This window comes from Phenylobacterium sp. 58.2.17 (genome assembly GCF_026411515.1).
Lineage (GTDB): Bacteria > Pseudomonadota > Alphaproteobacteria > Caulobacterales > Caulobacteraceae > Phenylobacterium.
Genome location: NZ_JAPMTQ010000044.1, coordinates 16735 through 33714, shown reverse-complemented (window position 1 = coordinate 33714; position 16980 = coordinate 16735). Strand labels below are relative to the sequence as shown.

The 16980-nt window shown below is 69.4% G+C and carries 20 protein-coding genes; 11 read left to right on the top strand and 9 right to left on the bottom strand.

Features of this window, described 5'->3' with window-relative positions:
- From OUA97_RS19630 to OUA97_RS19605, 6 genes are all read left to right on the top strand, one after another.
- Positions 1-410: Spy/CpxP family protein refolding chaperone (locus OUA97_RS19630; RefSeq protein WP_267233723.1), on the top strand; the 410-nt coding region annotated here is incomplete at its 5' end.
- 28 nt (positions 411-438) lie between these two features.
- Positions 439-1029: a hypothetical protein gene (locus OUA97_RS19625; protein ID WP_267233722.1), complete on the top strand. Its 591-nt coding sequence runs from the start codon at positions 439-441 to the stop codon at positions 1027-1029.
- Between the two features lie 38 nt (positions 1030-1067).
- Positions 1068-1754 carry a heme ABC transporter permease CcmC gene (ccmC, locus tag OUA97_RS19620; protein ID WP_267233721.1) on the top strand — a complete coding sequence of 229 codons (687 nt, stop codon included), beginning with the start codon at positions 1068-1070 and terminating at the stop codon, positions 1752-1754.
- Positions 1755-1758: 4 nt separating this feature from the next.
- The gene (ccmD, locus tag OUA97_RS19615) at positions 1759-1902 is read left to right on the top strand and encodes a heme exporter protein CcmD (RefSeq protein WP_267233720.1); all 144 of its coding nucleotides are present in this window, start codon (positions 1759-1761) and stop codon (positions 1900-1902) included.
- Positions 1899-2417 carry a DsbE family thiol:disulfide interchange protein gene (locus OUA97_RS19610; RefSeq protein ID WP_267233719.1) on the top strand — a complete coding sequence of 173 codons (519 nt, stop codon included), beginning with the start codon at positions 1899-1901 and terminating at the stop codon, positions 2415-2417. The genes ccmD and OUA97_RS19610 overlap by 4 nt, the downstream gene beginning before the upstream one ends.
- Positions 2418-2481: 64 nt before the next feature.
- Entirely contained in the window at positions 2482-2721 is a 240-nt protein-coding gene (locus tag OUA97_RS19605) for a hypothetical protein (protein WP_267233718.1), read from the top strand.
- Between the two features lie 39 nt (positions 2722-2760).
- On the opposite strand, the gene OUA97_RS19600 is transcribed toward OUA97_RS19605, so the two are convergent.
- The 3 genes from OUA97_RS19600 to ftsY form a co-directional block, all read right to left on the bottom strand.
- A complete protein-coding gene (locus tag OUA97_RS19600) occupies positions 2761-3345 on the bottom strand; it encodes a MarR family winged helix-turn-helix transcriptional regulator (RefSeq protein WP_267233717.1) in 585 nt (194 codons plus the stop codon).
- Positions 3346-3452: 107 nt separating this feature from the next.
- Positions 3453-4061: an inner membrane-spanning protein YciB gene (locus OUA97_RS19595; protein ID WP_267233716.1), complete on the bottom strand. Its 609-nt coding sequence runs from the start codon at positions 4059-4061 to the stop codon at positions 3453-3455.
- Positions 4058-4993 (bottom strand): signal recognition particle-docking protein FtsY, encoded by a 936-nt coding sequence (gene ftsY / locus OUA97_RS19590; protein ID WP_267233715.1) that lies wholly within the window; start codon positions 4991-4993, stop codon positions 4058-4060. The genes OUA97_RS19595 and ftsY overlap by 4 nt, the downstream gene beginning before the upstream one ends.
- A gap of 47 nt (positions 4994-5040) precedes the next feature.
- Here ftsY and OUA97_RS19585 point away from each other — a divergent pair, with 47 nt between their 5' ends.
- Positions 5041-5667: a trimeric intracellular cation channel family protein gene (locus OUA97_RS19585; protein ID WP_267233714.1), complete on the top strand. Its 627-nt coding sequence runs from the start codon at positions 5041-5043 to the stop codon at positions 5665-5667.
- Positions 5668-5696: 29 nt separating this feature from the next.
- Here OUA97_RS19585 and mtaB read toward each other — a convergent pair whose 3' ends face one another.
- Together mtaB and dapF are read right to left on the bottom strand one after the other, a co-directional pair.
- On the bottom strand, positions 5697-6989 hold the full coding sequence (gene mtaB / locus OUA97_RS19580; protein ID WP_323691020.1) for a tRNA (N(6)-L-threonylcarbamoyladenosine(37)-C(2))-methylthiotransferase MtaB: 1293 nt from the start codon (positions 6987-6989) through the stop codon (positions 5697-5699).
- A gap of 14 nt (positions 6990-7003) precedes the next feature.
- A complete protein-coding gene (gene dapF, locus OUA97_RS19575; protein WP_267233713.1) occupies positions 7004-7831 on the bottom strand; it encodes a diaminopimelate epimerase in 828 nt (275 codons plus the stop codon).
- Between the two features lie 75 nt (positions 7832-7906).
- Here dapF and OUA97_RS19570 point away from each other — a divergent pair, with 75 nt between their 5' ends.
- On the top strand, positions 7907-9967 hold the full coding sequence (locus OUA97_RS19570) for a prolyl oligopeptidase family serine peptidase (RefSeq protein WP_267233712.1): 2061 nt from the start codon (positions 7907-7909) through the stop codon (positions 9965-9967).
- Positions 9968-10115: 148 nt separating this feature from the next.
- On the opposite strand, the gene OUA97_RS19565 is transcribed toward OUA97_RS19570, so the two are convergent.
- Complete coding sequence (locus OUA97_RS19565) at positions 10116-12371, bottom strand: TonB-dependent receptor plug domain-containing protein (RefSeq protein WP_267233711.1); 2256 nt, start codon at positions 12369-12371, stop codon at positions 10116-10118.
- 153 nt (positions 12372-12524) lie between these two features.
- Between OUA97_RS19565 and OUA97_RS19560 the strand changes: the two genes are divergently transcribed.
- Positions 12525-13562, top strand: coding sequence for a phytase (locus OUA97_RS19560; RefSeq protein WP_267233710.1), 1038 nt, complete (start codon positions 12525-12527; stop codon positions 13560-13562).
- 149 nt (positions 13563-13711) lie between these two features.
- On the opposite strand, the gene OUA97_RS19555 is transcribed toward OUA97_RS19560, so the two are convergent.
- From OUA97_RS19555 to OUA97_RS19545, 3 genes are all read right to left on the bottom strand, one after another.
- Positions 13712-13999, bottom strand: coding sequence for a DUF2218 domain-containing protein (locus tag OUA97_RS19555; protein WP_267233709.1), 288 nt, complete (start codon positions 13997-13999; stop codon positions 13712-13714).
- Between the two features lie 14 nt (positions 14000-14013).
- A complete protein-coding gene (locus tag OUA97_RS19550; RefSeq protein WP_267233708.1) occupies positions 14014-14589 on the bottom strand; it encodes a PadR family transcriptional regulator in 576 nt (191 codons plus the stop codon).
- A gap of 87 nt (positions 14590-14676) precedes the next feature.
- Positions 14677-15573 (bottom strand): hydrogen peroxide-inducible genes activator, encoded by an 897-nt coding sequence (locus tag OUA97_RS19545; protein ID WP_267233707.1) that lies wholly within the window; start codon positions 15571-15573, stop codon positions 14677-14679.
- A 121-nt stretch (positions 15574-15694) separates the two neighbouring features.
- On the opposite strand from OUA97_RS19545, the gene OUA97_RS19540 reads away from it, so the two are divergent.
- Positions 15695-16249: a peroxiredoxin gene (locus OUA97_RS19540; protein ID WP_267233706.1), complete on the top strand. Its 555-nt coding sequence runs from the start codon at positions 15695-15697 to the stop codon at positions 16247-16249.
- A gap of 165 nt (positions 16250-16414) precedes the next feature.
- Complete coding sequence (locus OUA97_RS19535; protein WP_267233705.1) at positions 16415-16951, top strand: carboxymuconolactone decarboxylase family protein; 537 nt, start codon at positions 16415-16417, stop codon at positions 16949-16951.
- The last annotated feature ends 29 nt before the right edge of the window (positions 16952-16980 follow it).

Here is a 16980-nt window from a genome sequence, read left to right as displayed (position 1 = left end):
GATCTACACACCTTCCGGTTCGTCGGCAGCGTCAGATGTGTATAAGAGACAGCCCCGATCCGCAAGCCATGGCCGCGCGCCGCGGCGACCATCTGCGCGCGGCGCTGCAGCTGCGGCCTGACCAGGAGCCGGCGCTGAAGGCGTTCCTCGCCGCCAGCCAGCCAGCCGCGCGCCCGGCTCCCGGCGACCGCGCCGCCATGGCCGGGATGACCACGCCCCAGCGGCTCGACGCCCAGCGGGCGCGGATGACCGAGCGGCTCGCCCGCTTCGACCAGCGCGCGGCGGCGACCAAGAAATTCTACGCTCAGCTGAGCCCGGCCCAGCAGAAGGCCTTCGACACCCTGGCCCCGCGCGGCCCCGGCAAGGGGATGGGCGGACGTCACGGCGGCCATGGACCGCAGGGCGGCTAGCACGCTTCCGTGCTAAACAGGGCGGGCGATGCTGTTCAAGGCGCCCGTCCTGGCGGCCATCGCGGAAGGCAAGGTCGACCTGGCCTTCCGCCGGTGGCGCAAGCCGACCGTCAAGGCCGGCGGGACCCTGACCACGCCGGTCGGGGTGCTGGCCATTGACGCGATCGCCGTCGTCGCCCCCGAAACGATCAGCGACGCCGACGCGATCCGGGCCGGCTACGCCGACGCCGCCGCGGCGCTGGCCGCCCTCGAGGGCGAGGCGCCGATCCACCGCATCGCCTTCCGACTGATCGGCGAGGACCCGCGCCGGGCCCTGCGGCTCGACGTCTCGAGCGCCGCCCTCGACGAGATCGAGACCCGGCTGGCCCGGCTCGACGCCCGCGGCCCCTGGACCGCCGTGGTGCTCGAGCTGATCGCCGCCAATCCGGGGGTACGAGCGCCCGACCTCGCCGCCCGGCTCGGCCGCGAGACGCTCGCCTTCAAGATGGACGTGCGCAAGCTCAAGGCGCTCGGCCTGACTGAAAGCCTCGAGGTCGGCTACCGGCTGTCGCCCCGCGGCCAGGCGCTGCGCACGCGCCGCTTGCAGCAGGGATCGCCCGAGGCTAAGCCGCAGGCATGATCCCGGCGCCGGCCTTTCTGTCGAATCCCGAGCGGTTCATGGCCTTTTCCCGCTGGGCCGCCCCGATGTTCGGCGCGATCGCGCTTGTCCTGGCGCTGGCGGGCCTGTGGCTCGGCTTCACCGCTCCGGAGGACTACCAGCAGGGCGACACCGTCCGGCTGATGTTCATCCATGTGCCGGCCTCGTGGATGAGCATGTTCGTCTACGCCTGCCTGGCGGTCGCGAGCTTCCTGGCGCTGGTGTTCCGCCACGCCCTGGCCGACGCCGCCGCGCGCGCCGCCGCCCCGCTGGGCGCGGCCTTCACCTTCATGGCGCTGTTCACCGGCTCGCTGTGGGGCCGTCCCATGTGGGGCACCTGGTGGCAGTGGGACGCGCGGATGACCTCGGTGCTGGTGCTGTTCCTGGTCTACCTCGCCTACATGGCCCTGCGCGCCTCGCTGGACGACGAGACCAAGGCCGCCCGCGCCTGCGCGATCCTGGCCCTGGTCGGGGCGGTGAACCTGCCGGTGGTCAAGTTCTCGGTCGACTGGTGGAACACCTTGCACCAGGGGGCTTCGGTGTTCCGCGCCGAGGGCCCGGCGATGACCAACGACTATCTCTGGCCGCTGCTGCTGATGGGCCTGGCCTACATGTCGGCCTTCGGCTCGCTGTGGCTGGTCGGCATCCGCGCCCAGGTCTGGCGCCGCCGGGCCGAGGCCGCGGCCCTGCGCGCGGCGAGAGGATAACCCGATGCTCGACCTCGACGCCGGCAAGTACGCGCTGTTCGTGTGGCCGGCCTATGGCCTGACCGCCCTGGTCTTCCTCGGGATGATCGTCTTCACCCTGCGCCAGTCGCGCATCTGGCGTCGCCGCGCCGAGCAGGACGGCCAGTGAACCGCACCCTCGCCTTCCTGCCGCTGGCCGCGCTGCTGGCGCTCGGCCTGCTGTTCGGCCTCTATTCGCTCAAGCGCGACCCGCAGGTGAAGCCCGACGCCCTGGTCGGCAAGCCCCTGCCCGAGCTGACCCTGCCGACGCTCGACACCGGCCGGCCGGTTCGGCTGCACGACGCCGCCCAGCCCGCGCCCGTGCTGGTCAACATCTTTGCCTCCTGGTGCGCCCCTTGCGAGATCGAGCATCCGGTGCTGGTCGACCTGAAGAAGCAGGGCGTGCGCATCGTCGGCGTCGCCTACAAGGACGCGCCGGAGAACACCAAGGCCTTCATCGGCCGGCTTGGCGACCCCTATGCCGAGCGCCTGGTGGACCGTGACGGCCGGGCCGGCATCGACCTCGGCGTCACCGGCGTGCCGGAGACCTACCTGGTCGGCCCCGGCGGCCAGATCCTGGCCAAGCACACCGGGCCGCTGACCCCGGAAAAGGCGCGCGAGCTGCTGGCCAAGGCGCCGCGTTAACCAATCCTTGAGGCGGCGCAACGAAACCTCGCCAAGGTTCCGTTAACCATAGTTGCGCCGCCCCGTGAGCACGATCCGCCCGCCGATCTTCCCGACCCAGCAGCCGCAGGCTCAAGCCCCGGCGCGCAGCAGCGCCCAGCAGGCGTTCTTCGCGGCGGCCACGGGTCGCCCGGCCGCCCAGCCGCAGGTTCAGGCGCAGCCCCAGGCCCAGGCGGCGCCGGCCCAGCGCATGCCCGCCTCGCTGCCCGCCGACCCGCCGCAGAAGATCCTGCGCCCGGGTTCGATCCTGGATATTCGGGTCTAGCGGCCCACACCCTTAGCCGGGATGAGCGGACGGCGGCCCTCAGGCCGCCTTCTTGAGCTTCTTCTTCTTGGCCTTGTCGGCCTTGTCCGCCTTGGCCTTCTTCGGCTTCTCGGCCTTGTCCGCCTTCGGCTTCTTGACCGTCAGGGGCACCGGCCCAGCGGCGGCCTCGTCGCCGGCGCGGATCAACTCTCGCAACCCGGCGGTCAAAGCCTCGCGCTTGGCGCTCGACAGCAGCCGCAGCAGCCGCGCATCCGCCGCCGCCATCTTCGGCTTGGCTTCGGCCAGGGCCACGCGGCCGGCCGGCGTCAGGCTGACGGCGTTGGCGCGGGCGTCGGCGGTCGAGCGTTGGCGTTCCAGCAGGCCCTTGACGATCATCCGCGCGACCATGTCGGCCAGGGTCGAGCGGTCGATGCCCGTCGTGCGCACCAGATCGGTCTGGGTCAGGCCCTCATAGGCCTCCACCGCCGCCAGCACCGCGTATTGTCGCTGGGTGACGCCGCCCTCGCCCTGCTCGTCGGCATAGATGTCGAGAGCCAGTTGCAGCGCCCTATGCAGCAGATGGCTGGGCGACTTCTCCAGGGCCGGCAGGCCCTTCTTCTTGTCCTGGGACTTCGACTTGGCCATCCGGTTCCACCCCCGCCTGTCGACACGCCTGGACGCTACCGGCCTACGGTGTCGATTTGACGACACATGGTCAGTGGTCGGCGCCGGCGCCAGGGGGCGCGGGCGCGCTATTCGACGTGGGGCGGCGGCGGCTCGTCGGTCTTGGCGTACTTCATCATCAACGGCACCTGGGCGAAGCCGAACAGCACGGTGAGGATCAGCAGGCCAGGGAAGCGGAACACCACCCAGATGTCGTCGGGCTGGGTGCGCCAGACGATCTCGTTCAGCCCCGCCAGGGCCAGGAAGAACAGGCCGTAGTTGAGGGTCAGCTTGCGCCAGCCTTCGTCCGGCATCTTCACCGCATCGCCCAGCAGCAGCTTCAGCGGGTTCTTGCGCAGGATCAGCCCGCCCAGCAGCGCCACGCCGAACAGGCTGTTCATCACCGTCGGCTTCAGCTTCACGAAGCGGACGTCGTGGAAGAACAGGGTCAGGCCGCCGAACACCAGGGCCGCGCCGCCGGCGATCAGCGGGAACGGGGCGATGCGCTTCTCGAAGGCCAGGCCGACGACCAGGCCCAGGGCCGACCCGCCGACCAGCCACCAGGTCGCCTGGACCAGGGCCTCCTGCGAGGTCATGCCGCCGCCGCGGTTGAGGAAGAAGCCGATCAGGAACGCGACCAGGCCGCCGTAGTCGACGACGCCGCGGACCCACTTGCGAGCGGCGGGAGAGAGCTTCATGCCTCGTCGAGTCCAACCAGGGTGCGGGCGAAGGCGCGGGCCTTGAACGGCTGGAGATCGTCGATCCCCTCGCCCACGCCGATGAGCTTGATGGGGCTGTCGGAGGCCTGGGCCACCGGCACCAGCACCCCGCCGCGGGCGGTGCCGTCCAGCTTGGTCATGACGATGCCCGACACCCCGATCTGGTTGCCGAAGATGTTTTCCTGGGCCAGCGCGTTGCGGCCGACCGTGGCGTCGAGCACCAGCAGGGTCTCGTGCGGGGCCTCGGGCTCGACCTTCTTGACCACCCGGATGACCTTCAGGAGCTCGTCCATCAGGCCCTGCTTGTTCTGCAGGCGGCCGGCGGTGTCGATCAGCACCACGTCGTAGCCCTGCGCCTTGGCGCGCTCGACCGCGTCGAAGGCCAGGCCCGCGGCGTCCGAACCGGTCGGACGCGACATGAAGTCGGCGCCCGAGCGCTCGGCCCAGATCTTCAGCTGCTCGACGGCGGCGGCGCGGAACGTGTCGCCGGCCACCACCAGCACCTTGGCCCCGCGCGAGGTCAAGTCGGCGGCGATCTTGCCCAGGGTGGTGGTCTTGCCCGAGCCGTTGACGCCGATGAACATCACCACATAGGGGCGCGGCCCCGACAGCGGCGTGAACTCGCCCTCGCGGCTCTCGAGCTCGGCGCCGATGGCCTCGGCCAGGGCTTCCTTGATCTCGCGCTCGTCGACGCTCTTACCGAACTTCTCGTCGGAAAAGCGCTGGGTGATGCGCGCAGCCGAATGCGGGCCGAGATCGGCCTCGATCAGCATTTCTTCCAGCTCGTCGAGCTTGGCTTGGTCCAGCGGCTGCTTGGTGAAGGTGGAGACCACCTGTTCCGTCATCTGCTTCGACGAGCGCGACAGCCCGGCGGTGAGACGTTGGAACCAGCCCTTCTTCGGTTCGGTCATGGGCCGCTTCTAGCCCGTCAAACGGTTGCGCGATAGAGGATGCAGGCATGGACGCCCTCGCCGCCGCCTTTGTCTGGTTCGACTACGCCGCCGTCGCCGTGTTCGGCGCCACCGGGGCGTTGGCGGCCGCCCAGCGCAAGCATGACATCGTCACCTTCGCCTTCTTCGCCGCGGTGACCGGCGTCGGCGGCGGGACCATGCGCGACCTCTTGATCGAGGCCCCGGTCTTCTGGGTGCAGCGGCCGAGCTACATCATGGTCTGCATCGCCGCGGCGGCGGCGGTCTGGGTTTTCGGGACGGGCCCCGGGCGGATGCGGGTGCTGCTGTGGCTCGATGCGCTCGGCATGGCCGCCTACAGCGTGGTCGGGGCGGCCAAGGCCCTGGCGCTGGGCGTGCCGCCGTTCTCGGCCGTGCTGATGGGCGTGATGACCGCCTGCTTCGGCGGCATCGTCCGCGACGTTCTGGCCCACGAACCCTCGGTGCTCCTGCGGCGGGAGATCTATGTGACCTGCGCCCTGGCCGGGGCGAGCCTGTTCGTCGTGCTCTACGTGCTTGGGGTCCGCGGCCTCTGGCCTGGCGCCGCGGGCTTCGCCGCCGCCTTCGCCGTGCGCGCCGGGGCGATCCGTTGGGGCTGGACCCTGCCGGCCTTTCCCGGACGGGGCAAGGCGGAGTAGTTCCCGCAGCGATCGAGGATCGCGCGATCTCAGAGAACGGCGGCGATCGCCCGCGTCCCGTCGTGGCCGGTGACCCGCATCGGCGCGACGCCGCCGATCGCGGCCGCGCCGGTGAAGGCGATCTCGGTGAAGTCCTCGGCCCGGGCCACGCCCTCGCGTTCGACCAGACCCATCAGGGTGCGGCCGACCTGGCGGTCCAGGTGGCGGACCAGCGCCGCCTCGCCGGCCGCGCGCAGGCGGGCCGCGCGCGCCTTGATCACCGGCCGCTGCAGCTGCGGCATCCGCGCGGCGGGCGTGCCGGGACGCGGGCTGAACGGGAAGACGTGCAGGAACGACAGCTCGGCCGCCTCGACCAGCGCCAGGGTGTTCTCGAACATTTCGTCGGTTTCGGTCGGGAAGCCGGCGATCAGGTCGGCGCCGAAGGCGACGTCGGGGCGCACCGCGCGCACGCCGGCCACCAGCTTCAGAGCGTCGGCCCGGCTGTGACGGCGCTTCATGCGCTTGAGGATCATGTCGTCGCCGGCCTGCAGCGACAGGTGCAGATAGGGCATCAGCCGGCGGTCCTCGGCCAGCACCCGCATCAGGTCCGGGTCGATCTCGGCCGCGTCGATCGACGACAGCCGCAGCCGCGGCAGGCCTGGGACCAGCTTCAGGATCCGGGCGACCAGCTGGCCGAGCGTCGGCTGGCCCGGCAGGTCGGCGCCCCAGCTGGTCACGTCGACCCCGGTCAGCACCACTTCCTGATAGCCCTGGGCGGCCAGCTTGCGGACCTGCTCGACCACCTCGCCGGCCGGGGCCGAACGCGAGTTTCCGCGGCCATACGGGATGATGCAGAAGGTGCAGCGGTGGTCGCAGCCGTTCTGGACCTCGACATAGGCCCGGGCGCGATCCTTCAGTCCATCGATCAGGTGACCGGCGGTCTCGCGCACGCTCATGATGTCGTTGACGCGGACCTTGCCCTCGGGGACCCGGTCGGCATAGGCGCCGGCCTGCGACTTCTCGGCGTTGCCGAGCACCAGGTCGACCTCGGCCATCGCGGCGAAGGCGGCCGGATCGATCTGGGCCGCGCAGCCGGTGACGATCAGCTTGGCGTCGGGGTTCTCGCGCCGCGCCTTGCGGATCGCCTGGCGCGCCTGGCGCACGGCCTCATTGGTCACCGCGCAGGTGTTGAAGACGATGGCGTTCGAAAGCCCGTCCTGCGCCGCCCGCGCGCGGATGACCTCGCTCTCATAGGCGTTCAGGCGGCAGCCGAAGGTGACGATGTCGACGCCGGTCGCATCGGCCGGCGCCACGTGCGGCGTCAGCTCGAAGTTTTCGGCGATGTCGTGCTCGGCGCTCACGGCAGGGTTCCGGTGAAATCCACCTGGGCGGGGCCGGTCATGATCACATGGCCGTCGCTCTCGCGCCACTCGATGACCAGCTCGCCGCCGTCCAGCACCAGGGTCGCCTTGCGATCCACGAGTCCGCGCCGATAGGAGGCCACCAGCGCCGCGCAGGCGCCGGTGCCGCAAGCCTTGGTCAGGCCCGCGCCGCGTTCCCACACCTTCAGCCGGATGCGGTCGCGGGCGACGATCTGGGCGAAGCCGACATTGACGCCTTCCGGGAACAGCCGGTGATGCTCGATCATCGGGCCGACCTGCACCACCGGCGCGGTCTCGGCGTCCGGCACGAAGAACACCACGTGCGGATTGCCCATCGAGACGCAGCCGGGCGTGTGCAGGATCGGATCGTCGATGGGGCCGACCTGCAGCTCTATGCCGCGGGTGTCCATCTCCTCCTCCAGCGGAATCTGTCGCCAGTCGAGGCCCGGCTCGCCCATGTCGACGCTGACGATCTTGTCGCCGGCGCGGGTCGCGGTCAGCAGGCCGCCTTGCGTCTCGATCACCGCCTGGTCGCGGCCCGACGCCTCCATCAGCAGCCAGCCGACGCAGCGGCTGGCGTTGCCGCAGGCCCCGACCTCGTCGCCGTCGGCGTTCCAGAACCGCACGCGAGCGTCAGCTTTTTCCGACGGCTCTATAGAAACCAGCTGATCGCAGCCGACCCCGGCCTGGCGGTCGGCGATCGCGCGCACCTCCGCCGCAGTGGGCGCGAAGGGGGCGGTGCGGGCTTCGACCACGACGAAGTCGTTGCCGAGCCCGTTCATCTTCAGGAACGGACGGCTCATGGCCGGGGCTATATAGGCGAGCCGCGATCACCTTGCACGCGACAAGCCCAGCCTGCCCCGCTAAGCGTAACGGCCATGAAGCTTGTTACAGCAGCGCTTTTGGGCGCTTTCCTCGCCACCGCGCCAGCCGCCGCGTTCGCCCAGCCCGCCGACCCGTTCATCTGGCTCGAAGACATCGACAGCCCGCGCGCGATGGCCTGGGTCGAGACCCAGAACGCCAAGACCCTGGCCCGGCTGGAGGGCGACGCCCGCTACGGGGCCTTCCTGGCCGAAGGCCGGGCGATCCTCACCGCCACCGACCGCATCGCGAAGCCCGACTTCCGGGCCGGCGGGGTCGACAACTTCTGGCAGGACGCGACAAACACCCACGGGGTCTGGCGTCAAACGACCCTGGCCTCGTACCGCAGCCCCGCCCCGGCCTGGGACGTGGTGCTGGACATCGACAAGCTGGCCAAGGACGAGGGCCGCAACTGGTTCTGGAAGGGTGCGACCTGCCTGAAGCCGGACCAGACCCGCTGCCTGGTGCGGCTGTCGAACGGCGGCGGCGACGCGGTCGAGCTGCGTGAGTTCGACACCGTCTCCAAGACCTTCGTCGCCGGCGGCTTCCGCTCGCCGGAGGGCAAGCAGGACGCCGAGTGGATCGACCGCGACACCCTGGTCGCCTGGCGCGAATGGACCCCGGGCGAGGTCACCGCCTCGGGCTACGCCAATGTGGTCAAGATCCTCAAGCGTTCGGGCGAGGCGGTCGAGATCTTCCGCGGCCAGAAATCCGACGTCTGGGCCAACGCCAGCGTGCTGCGCGGCGAGGGCGGCAAGGCCGAAGGCGTGCTGATCCAGCGCGGCCTCACCTTCTTCGAATCCGCTTACTCGCTTTATGTCGACGGCAAGCTGACCCCGGTCACGCTGCCGAAGAAGGCGCAGTTCCAGGCCTATGTCGACGGCCGGATGATCTTCACCCTGCAGGAGGCGTGGAACGGCTTCGGCAGCGGCGCGCTGATCGCCTACGACCCCAAGGCCCTGAACGCCAGGCCGACGCTCGTCTTCCAGCCCGGCCCGCGCCAGGCGATCCAGACCGTCACCGCCACCAAGGGCCTGCTGGCCGTCGAGCTGCTGGAGGACGTCAAGGGCGCGGTCGACGTCTACGACCTGAAAAACGGCGAGTGGACCGCCCGCCGCCTGGCCCTGCCCAAGGGCGAGACACTGTCGATCGTTTCGACCTCGGGCAAGGACGACCAGCTGTTCGTCGGGGCCGAGGGCTTCCTCACGCCCTCCAGCCTATGGCTCGCCGACGGCGCCACCGGCCAGGTGCAGAAGTTGAAATCGCTGCCGGCCCGCTTCGACGCCGGCAAGGACCAGGTCGACCAGTTCTGGGCGACCTCGACCGACGGGACCAAGATCCCCTACTTTGTGGTCCGCCCGAAGGCCGCCAGGCTGGACGGGTCGATCCCGACCATCATGTACGGCTACGGCGGCTTCGAGGTCGCCAAACCGCCGGTCTACATCCCGGAGATGGGCAAGATCTGGCTGGAGCGCGGCGGCGCCTACGTCATCGCCAACATCCGCGGCGGCGGCGAGTTCGGCCCGGCCTGGCACCAGGCGGCGCTGCGCGAGAAGCGCCAGCTGGCCTTCGACGACTTCGCCGCGGTCGCCCGCGACCTGGAGGCGCGCAAGATCACCTCGCCGCGCCGGCTGGGCATCTACGGCCGCTCCAACGGCGGCGTGCTGACCACGGTCTCCATGACCCAGCATCCGGAACTCTGGAACGCGGTGGTGGTCGAGAGCCCGCTGGTCGACATGCTGCGCTACCACAAGCTCTCGGCCGGGGCTTCGTGGGTCGGCGAGTACGGGAATCCGGACGCGCCCGAAGACCACGCCTTCATCGCCAAGTACGACGGCTACCTGAACCTCAAGCCCGGCCAGGAGTACCCCGAGCCCTACGTCACCACGAACACGCGCGACGACCGGGTGCACCCCGGCCACGCCCGCAAGTTCGCGGCGAAGCTTGAGGCGCTCGGCTATCCCTACCTCTATTTCGAGAACACCTTCGGCGGCCATTCCAACGACGCCGACCCGGAGATGAACGCCCAACGCTGGGCCCGGCACTATGTCTACCTGGCCCAGAAGCTGATGGATTGATGCGCTTCCCCGCTGAGGGAGCATCGCGCCAGAAGCTCCCTCGCCCCCTTGGGGGAGAGGGTTGGGGTGAGGGGGGCTGCTGACTTCGGCAAAGCGCCGCTAACCCTACCCTCTCCCCGCAAGCGGGGAGAGGGAATGACTTGGCCCTCTAAAACGCGTAGCGCCCGACCAGCTGGAACACCGGGCCGGCCTTCTCGCTCTCCACCTCGTACTCGTCGAAGTCGCGGTTCAGCTGGTCGTCGAGGGTGTTGAACTTGTTGAAGGTCTCTTCCTTCTTGGCGTCGAGCAGGTTCGAGCCGGTCAGGCGCAGCACGAAGTTCTGGCCGAAGCGCTTTTCGACGAACACTTCCAGGTCGGCGCCGTAGCTGGTGGTGACTTCCTCGCCGACGATGCGGCCGAAGGCGTCGCCCTGCTTGCGGTAGGTGGCGCCGAACGCCGCGCCCCAGTCCGGCAGGTCCTGGATGAAGCCGACATTGAACACGTACTTCGACTGGTCGTTGAACCGGCGCGAGCCGAACGCGTCGTCGATATCGCTGTCCAGCCAGGAGTAGTTGAGGAACACCCCGGTGTGCTCCATTCCGAACATGGTCAGCGGGGTCGAGAGGTCGAGTTCGACGCCCCAGACCGAGCCGTCGCCGGCGTTGCGGGCGGTGAGCAGGAAGGTGTCCTCGCCTTCGCTGCCCTCGACGCCGGTGTTGGCCACCTCGATCAGGTCCGAGACCTTGCGGTAGAACAGGTTGACCCCGGCGACGCCGCGGGCGCCCAGCCGGCGTTCATAGCCGAGGTCCAGGCCCCAGGCGGTTTCCGGCTTCAGGTCCGGATTGCCGACGAAGTCGTTGTCGCCCATCTCGGCCAGCAGCACCGCCGGCGAGATCTGGCCAAAGCCGGGGCGGCGGACGGTGCGCGCCACCGACGCGTTGATCCGGTCGTCTTCCGAGAGGCTGTAGCGCAGGTGCGCCGAGGGCAGCAGGAACTGGTAGTCCTTGTCCACCGTGCGGTCGGCGGCCGGCGCGGTCTCGTCGGTGATCTTGCTGCTGGTGGTCTCGTAGCGCAGGCCCGCTTCCCACTTCAGCGCGTCCTGGCCGCCGGAGAACATCAGGTAGGGATCGACCCGCGTCTCCTCGATCTTGTTGACCCCGCCCGGAACCGGCAGGAACGGACCGTAGATGCCCGGCAGGGTCGGCCGCGCGGCCGGCGGATTGGGGATCGTCACCCGGTTGCGGTCGGTGGTGATGTCGGTGTCGCGGTTCTTGTCGACGAACTGCACGCCGAACTCGAGGGTGGCGAAGCCGAGCTCGCGCTCGTGCTCGATCGCCAGCGACAGTTCCTTGTCCTTTAGCCGCGAGTGGGTGAGGTCGCCGGTGAAGCGGTCGTCTTCCGGGAACGGGTTGGAGTCGCGGAGGTATTCGTATTCCTCCTCGATCTCGTCCTGCTGGTCGTCGAAGACCGCGTAGCCGGCCTTGAAGCGGGTCTTGCCGCCGAACATCTCGCGGGTGAACTTGCCGTTCAGCGACCAGTTGTCGGTGGTGATGTCGACGTTGTTGTCGTTGGTGACCGAGAGGTCCTGATTGCGGATATTGCCGTCCTGGTACTCCCAGGAGTCCTCGTCGGCGAGCCGGTCGGTGCGCACGAACAGACCCGATAGCTCCAGGTCACCGCCGCCGACCTGAACCTCGTAGGCGGCGTTGAAGGTGTAGTCCGTGCCGTTGCGGTTGTCGGATTGCACCTCGATGTTGTCGAGGACGCCGCCCGGCTCGTCATAGCGCCAGCTCGTCTTCTCCTTGGGATTGCGGCGTCCCTGGATGCTGGCGCCGACCAGCAGCCGGCCAGGTCCGGCCTGACCGGACCAGACGCCGCCGAGGGTCTCGCGCACGCGCCCGTCGTTGAGCAGAATGGCGCCGGCGCGCAGATAGCCGCCGTCCAGGGTCTGGCTGTCGCGCAGCACGATGTTCAGGGCGCCGGCCACGGCGTCGCCGCTGCGGTTGGCGCTCGCCGAGCGCACGACCTCGATGCGCTCGATCAGCTCGGCCGGGATGCGGTCGACGAAGAACGAACGGTCAAGGCCGGCGCCGGGCACCCGCTCGCCGTTGATCAGGATCTGGGTATAGCCGGGGTCCAGGCCGCGCAGCCGCGCGCCGTCGCTCTCCAGCACGTCGGACAGGAAGGCGACGCTGGGCACGCGCTTCATGGCGTCGCCGGCGGTCAGCGGCTCGAACCGCTGGAAGTACTCAAGGCCATAGGACAGGGCCGGCGCCACTGTCTCGGTGCGGTCGCGGAAGGCGATCTCGCCGGTGACGATCAGTTCCGAAACCGGCGTCGCGTCGGCCGCGTCGTCGGCCAGCGCAGGCGTGGCCAGCGCAAGCGGCGCCATCGCCGCGCAGGCGAGCAGTGAAAGTCGCGTCATGGGGTCCCCCGACAAGCGGGGCGGTTGACCTCACCCCACGCAGCATGATTTGCAGCGCAGGGGATATATCTTGCACGCGGAGCGGGGCCAGTGACGGTTTATAAGCAGAATATTTTCAGTTTTGTGACAATCGTCGCAATTTCATCCCTTGCTATGGGATGCGCCGCCATCGACCCGGAAAGCGTCTCCGACTCCGCCGGCATGATCCTGGGAACCGGGACCCCGGTGCTCGCGGCGGGCGAGACCGCAGCGGTCGGCACCACCGCGCGCGACGCGGCCGACGATCCGGAAATCTGGACTGACCCGCGCGATCCCTCGCGCGGCGTGATCTTCGGCACCGACAAGAAGGCCGGGCTCTATGTCTACGACCTGGCCGGCAAGGACCGTCAGTTCCTGGCCGAGGGGCCGCTGAACAATGTCGACCTGCGCGACGGCTTCACCGTGAACGGCAAGGCCCAGGTGCTGGTCGGGGCCAGCGACCGCCTCGGGACGATCGCCTTCTACCTGCTCGATCCCGACAGCCTGGCGGTGACGCCCTGGGGCCGCACGCCGGTCAAGGTCAGCGAGCCCTACGGTTTCTGCATGGGCAGGATCGGCGGCGAGACGGTCGCGGTGATGGTCGGCAAGGACGGCGACGTCGCCCAGTTCACGGTCAGCGCGCAGGGCGGCAAGCCGGCGGTGACGCTGACCCGCAGCTTTGCGGTCGGCTCCCAGGCCGAAGGCTGCGTCGTCGACGACGCAGCCGGCGTGCTCTACGTCGCCGAGGAGGCCAAGGGCATCTGGCGCTACGGCCTCGACCCGGCCAGCGGCGGGGCCCGGGCACATTTCGCGCCTGCGCCCAGCGACGTCCTCAAGCCGGACGTCGAGGGCCTGACCCTGCTGCGCGAGGGCGCGGCGACCTATCTGCTGGCCTCCAGCCAGGGCGACAGCGCCTTCGCGGTCTGGCGGGTGGACGGGAATGAGCCGGCCTATGCCGGCCGCTTCTCAGTGGTTCCGGGCAATGGCGTCGACGCGGTCACCGGCACCGACGGGATCGCCGCGCTGGGCGGACCGGTCGGCGCCTTCCCCGAGGGCCTGATCGTGGTGCAGGACGACGCCGACACCGACGGCGAGACCACCGGCCCGCGCGCCCGCCAGAACTTCAAGCTGGTCGACTGGCGCGCGGTGAAGACGGCGTTGGGGCTGCAGTGATCGTTAGATCCTCCCCTTTTGGGGGAGGTGGCGCGCGAAGCGCGACGGAGGGGGACTGCTCTCAAGCCAGTGAGTTCCAAGTCCCCCTCAGTCAGCCATGCGGCTGACAGCTCCCCCAGGGGGGAGCATCTTGACAGTTTGGGCCGGCCTCACGCCCCGCGCCGCCATTCCACGGCCATGTCCGGCTCGCGGAAGGCGAAGCGCTTGAGGTGGCTGTCCATCACCTTTTCCAGGCGCGACAGGCTTTCGGGATCGCCCGCGCGGGCCACCATCATCAGGGTCTCGGGCGCGGCGCGCAAAGCCGCCTCGCCCATTTCGAAGGTGATCTTGCCCTCGTGGTCGTTCCACTCGGCCGGGACCTTGTGGCCGAAGTGCTTGCAGAGCTGCACCATGTAGCGGCCGGCGTTGGCCGTGGGCACCGTGGCGCTCGATTTCATGACGGCCTCCATGTTCAGGCCTTCTCGATCCTGGCGACGGCCTCGTCGATGGCCGCGACGATCGCGTCCACCTGCGCCTCGCTCGGGCGTTCGCTCGAGAGCTTCATCCGCACGGCCATGGCCAGGTTCTGCATGGCCCGGGCCACGCGGGGCGAGGCGCGCGGCGAGGATTCCGCCGCTTCGTCCAGCCGAGCGAAAACGGCGTCCACCGCCGGCTTGTTCCGTTCCAGCGCCTCCAGGCCGGTCTCGGTGATCTCGTAGGCCTTGCGGCCGCCCTCGGCGCCGGTCTGGCGGGCGAAGCCCTCGTCTTCCAGCAGGCTGAGGGTCGGATAGATCACCCCGGGGCTGGGACGATAGGAGCCGCCGGTGCGCTCCTCGAGCGCGCGGATCAGCTCATAGCCGTGGCTCGGCTTGTCCTTCAGCAGCGCCAGGATGACGAAGCGCAGGTCGCCGTGCTCCAGCAGCCGGCCGATGCGCGGACCGCCGCGACCGCGGCCGCCCCAGTGCTCGCCGCCGTGGCCAAAGCCGCCGCCGAACGGGCCGCGGCCGCGATGCTCGCGATGAGCTTTCCAATGATGATGTCGATGCATTTTCGATCCTATTTCGATATGTCGCAATCGCAGATATATCGAAGGCGGATCGGAATTCAAGATATATCTAAGATGTTTTTTGAGCGATCAGGTCCGCAGGGTCTCGGCGAGCAGCCGGCCCTCCGCCGCGCGGCTGGAGCCGGCGCGCCAGGCGACGACGATCTCGCGGGTCGGGTGGGCGGCCTCCAGCGGCATCACCGCCACGTCCGCCGCCTCGGTCAGGCCGGCCGCCACCGCCATGGCCGGCAGGAAGGTGACCCCCAGGCCCGAGCCGACCATCTGCACCAGGGTCGGCAGCGAGGTCGCCGCGAACGCCTCCTCCTCGCCGGTCGCCCTGGGCGGCTGCAGGCCGCAGGCGGCCAGGGCGTGGTCGCGCAGGCAATGGCCGTCCTCCAGCAGGATCAGGTCCTCGCTTTCCAGCGCCGAGGGCGGGGCGGCGGCCTGCTGCGCCAGCGGATGGCTGCGCGGCAGGGCGGCCAGCAGTTCGTCATCCGAGACGTGGGCGTGGGCCAAGCCGCTCATGTCGTAGGGCAAGGCGATCAGGGCGGCGTCCAGCTGGCCGGCCTTGAGCAGCGCGATCAGCCGATGGGTGAGGTCCTCGCGCAGATAGAGCCGCAGCTTCGGGAAGCGCGCGCGCAGCAGCGGCAACGCCCGCGGCAGCAGGAACGGGGCGACCGTCGGGATCACCCCCAGCCGGAAGCGGCCGGTCAGCGGCTGGCCGGCGTTGCGGGCCGACTGCACCAGCTCCTCGGCCTCGTTGAGGATGGTCGTCGCCTTGCCGAGCGCCACCTCGCCGATCGAGGTCAGAATCACTCCTGAGCGCGCGCGGTCGACGACCGGGCCGCCGAGGATCTTCTCCAGCTCCTGCACGCCGGCCGACAGCGTGGGCTGGGTGACGTGGGCGGCGTCGGCCGCGCGCCCGAAGGAACCGTGCTCGGCCAGGAGCTTGAGGTACTGGAGCTGTCGCAGGGTGGGCAGGTTCATGCCCACAAGATAGGAATTTTCTATCCGAAAGCCAGAAACTATCGATTGGCCTTTTGTGCGCTGCAGCACTATCTGACTGCCACGGCCTCGGCCGAACAGTTCAAATCATTTGGAGAGATCGATGCTCGGCGTTGGTGAAAAGCTTCCGGAATTCAAAGTCGTCGGCGTGAAGCCGAAGTTCAACCGTCACGAAGAAAACGGCGAAAGCGCGTTCGAGACCGTCACCAACGAATCGTTCCCCGGCAAGTGGAAGGTCATCTTCTTCTACCCGAAGGACTTCACCTTCGTTTGCCCGACCGAGATCGCCGAGTTCGCCCGCCTGAACCCGCAGTTCGAAGAGCGCGACGCCGTCGTGCTTGGCGGTTCGACCGACAACGAGCACTCCAAGCTCGGCTGGCGCCGTGAGCACCCGGACCTGAACAGCCTGGCGATCTGGAACTTCGCCGACAACAGCGGCAAGTTCGCCCGCGCCCTCGGCGTGCTGAACGAAGACGAGGGCGTCGCCCTGCGCGCCACCTTCGTGGTCGACCCGCACAACGTCGTGCAGCACGTCTACGTGACCAACCTGAACGTGGGCCGCGCTCCGGCCGACACCCTGCGCGTCCTCGACGCGCTGCAAACCGACGAACTCTGCCCGTGCAACCGCGCGGTCGGCGGCGAGACCCTGGCGGCGTAAGCCTCTCCAGCGGACGGGCGGGTCTCGCGACCTGCCCGCACGCCGTCAAAGTCCGGGCGCGCGCTCCTCCCCGCGCCGCCCGGACGCCTCTTTCCCCCTTTATCCTGGCGTAGGCCTCGCCGAGACTGGCGAACGCACCTGCACGCCTGAAGTTTGGAGAACGCCATGTCGCTCGACGCCCTGCGCGAGACGCTGCCCGCCTACGCCAAGGACCTCAGCCTCAACCTGTCGAGCCTGGCCAACGAGACCCTGCTCACCGACCAGCAGAAGTGGGGCGCCTTCGTCGCCTCGGCCCACGCGGTGGGCGTGCCGGCGGTGATCAAGGCGGTCGACGCCGCCGCCGCGGCCGCCGGCCTCTCGGCCGAAGCGGCGACCGCCGCCAAGGCCGCCGCCGCCATCATGGGCATGAACAACGTCTACTACCGCTCGCTGCACCTGCTCTCGAACCCCGAGTACAAGACGCTGCCGGCCAAGCTGCGGATGAACATCCTGGCCAACCCGGGCGTCGAGAAGGTCGATTTCGAGATGTGGTCGACCGCCGTCTCGGCGATCAACGGCTGCGGCATGTGCCTGGACGCCCACGAGTCCGAGCTGAAGAAGCACAGCGTGCCCAACACCTCGATCCAGGCGATGCTGCGCATCGGCGCGGTGGTCAACGCCGTCAGCCGCGTGATCGCGGCCGAGGCCGCATCGGCCGCCTGACGGCGCCTGCATCGACGAACGTTCTTTCC

What these genes read in the sequence shown, in the direction of transcription:
- OUA97_RS19625 (WP_267233722.1), top strand. Translation starts at nt 439, where the DNA reads ATGCTGTTCAAGGCGCCCGTCCTGGCGGCCATCGCGGAAGGCAAGGTC.
- ccmC (WP_267233721.1), top strand. Translation starts at nt 1,068, where the DNA reads ATGGCCTTTTCCCGCTGGGCCGCCCCGATGTTCGGCGCGATCGCGCTT.
- ccmD (WP_267233720.1), top strand. Translation starts at nt 1,759, where the DNA reads ATGCTCGACCTCGACGCCGGCAAGTACGCGCTGTTCGTGTGGCCGGCC.
- OUA97_RS19600 (WP_267233717.1), bottom strand. Translation starts at nt 3,345, where the DNA reads ATGGCCAAGTCGAAGTCCCAGGACAAGAAGAAGGGCCTGCCGGCCCTG.
- OUA97_RS19595 (WP_267233716.1), bottom strand. Translation starts at nt 4,061, where the DNA reads ATGAAGCTCTCTCCCGCCGCTCGCAAGTGGGTCCGCGGCGTCGTCGAC.
- ftsY (WP_267233715.1), bottom strand. Translation starts at nt 4,993, where the DNA reads ATGACCGAACCGAAGAAGGGCTGGTTCCAACGTCTCACCGCCGGGCTG.
- OUA97_RS19585 (WP_267233714.1), top strand. Translation starts at nt 5,041, where the DNA reads ATGGACGCCCTCGCCGCCGCCTTTGTCTGGTTCGACTACGCCGCCGTC.
- dapF (WP_267233713.1), bottom strand. Translation starts at nt 7,831, where the DNA reads ATGAGCCGTCCGTTCCTGAAGATGAACGGGCTCGGCAACGACTTCGTC.
- OUA97_RS19570 (WP_267233712.1), top strand. Translation starts at nt 7,907, where the DNA reads ATGAAGCTTGTTACAGCAGCGCTTTTGGGCGCTTTCCTCGCCACCGCG.
- OUA97_RS19565 (WP_267233711.1), bottom strand. Translation starts at nt 12,371, where the DNA reads ATGACGCGACTTTCACTGCTCGCCTGCGCGGCGATGGCGCCGCTTGCG.
- OUA97_RS19560 (WP_267233710.1), top strand. Translation starts at nt 12,525, where the DNA reads ATGGGATGCGCCGCCATCGACCCGGAAAGCGTCTCCGACTCCGCCGGC.
- OUA97_RS19555 (WP_267233709.1), bottom strand. Translation starts at nt 13,999, where the DNA reads ATGAAATCGAGCGCCACGGTGCCCACGGCCAACGCCGGCCGCTACATG.
- OUA97_RS19550 (WP_267233708.1), bottom strand. Translation starts at nt 14,589, where the DNA reads ATGCATCGACATCATCATTGGAAAGCTCATCGCGAGCATCGCGGCCGC.
- OUA97_RS19545 (WP_267233707.1), bottom strand. Translation starts at nt 15,573, where the DNA reads ATGAACCTGCCCACCCTGCGACAGCTCCAGTACCTCAAGCTCCTGGCC.
- OUA97_RS19540 (WP_267233706.1), top strand. Translation starts at nt 15,695, where the DNA reads ATGCTCGGCGTTGGTGAAAAGCTTCCGGAATTCAAAGTCGTCGGCGTG.
- OUA97_RS19535 (WP_267233705.1), top strand. Translation starts at nt 16,415, where the DNA reads ATGTCGCTCGACGCCCTGCGCGAGACGCTGCCCGCCTACGCCAAGGAC.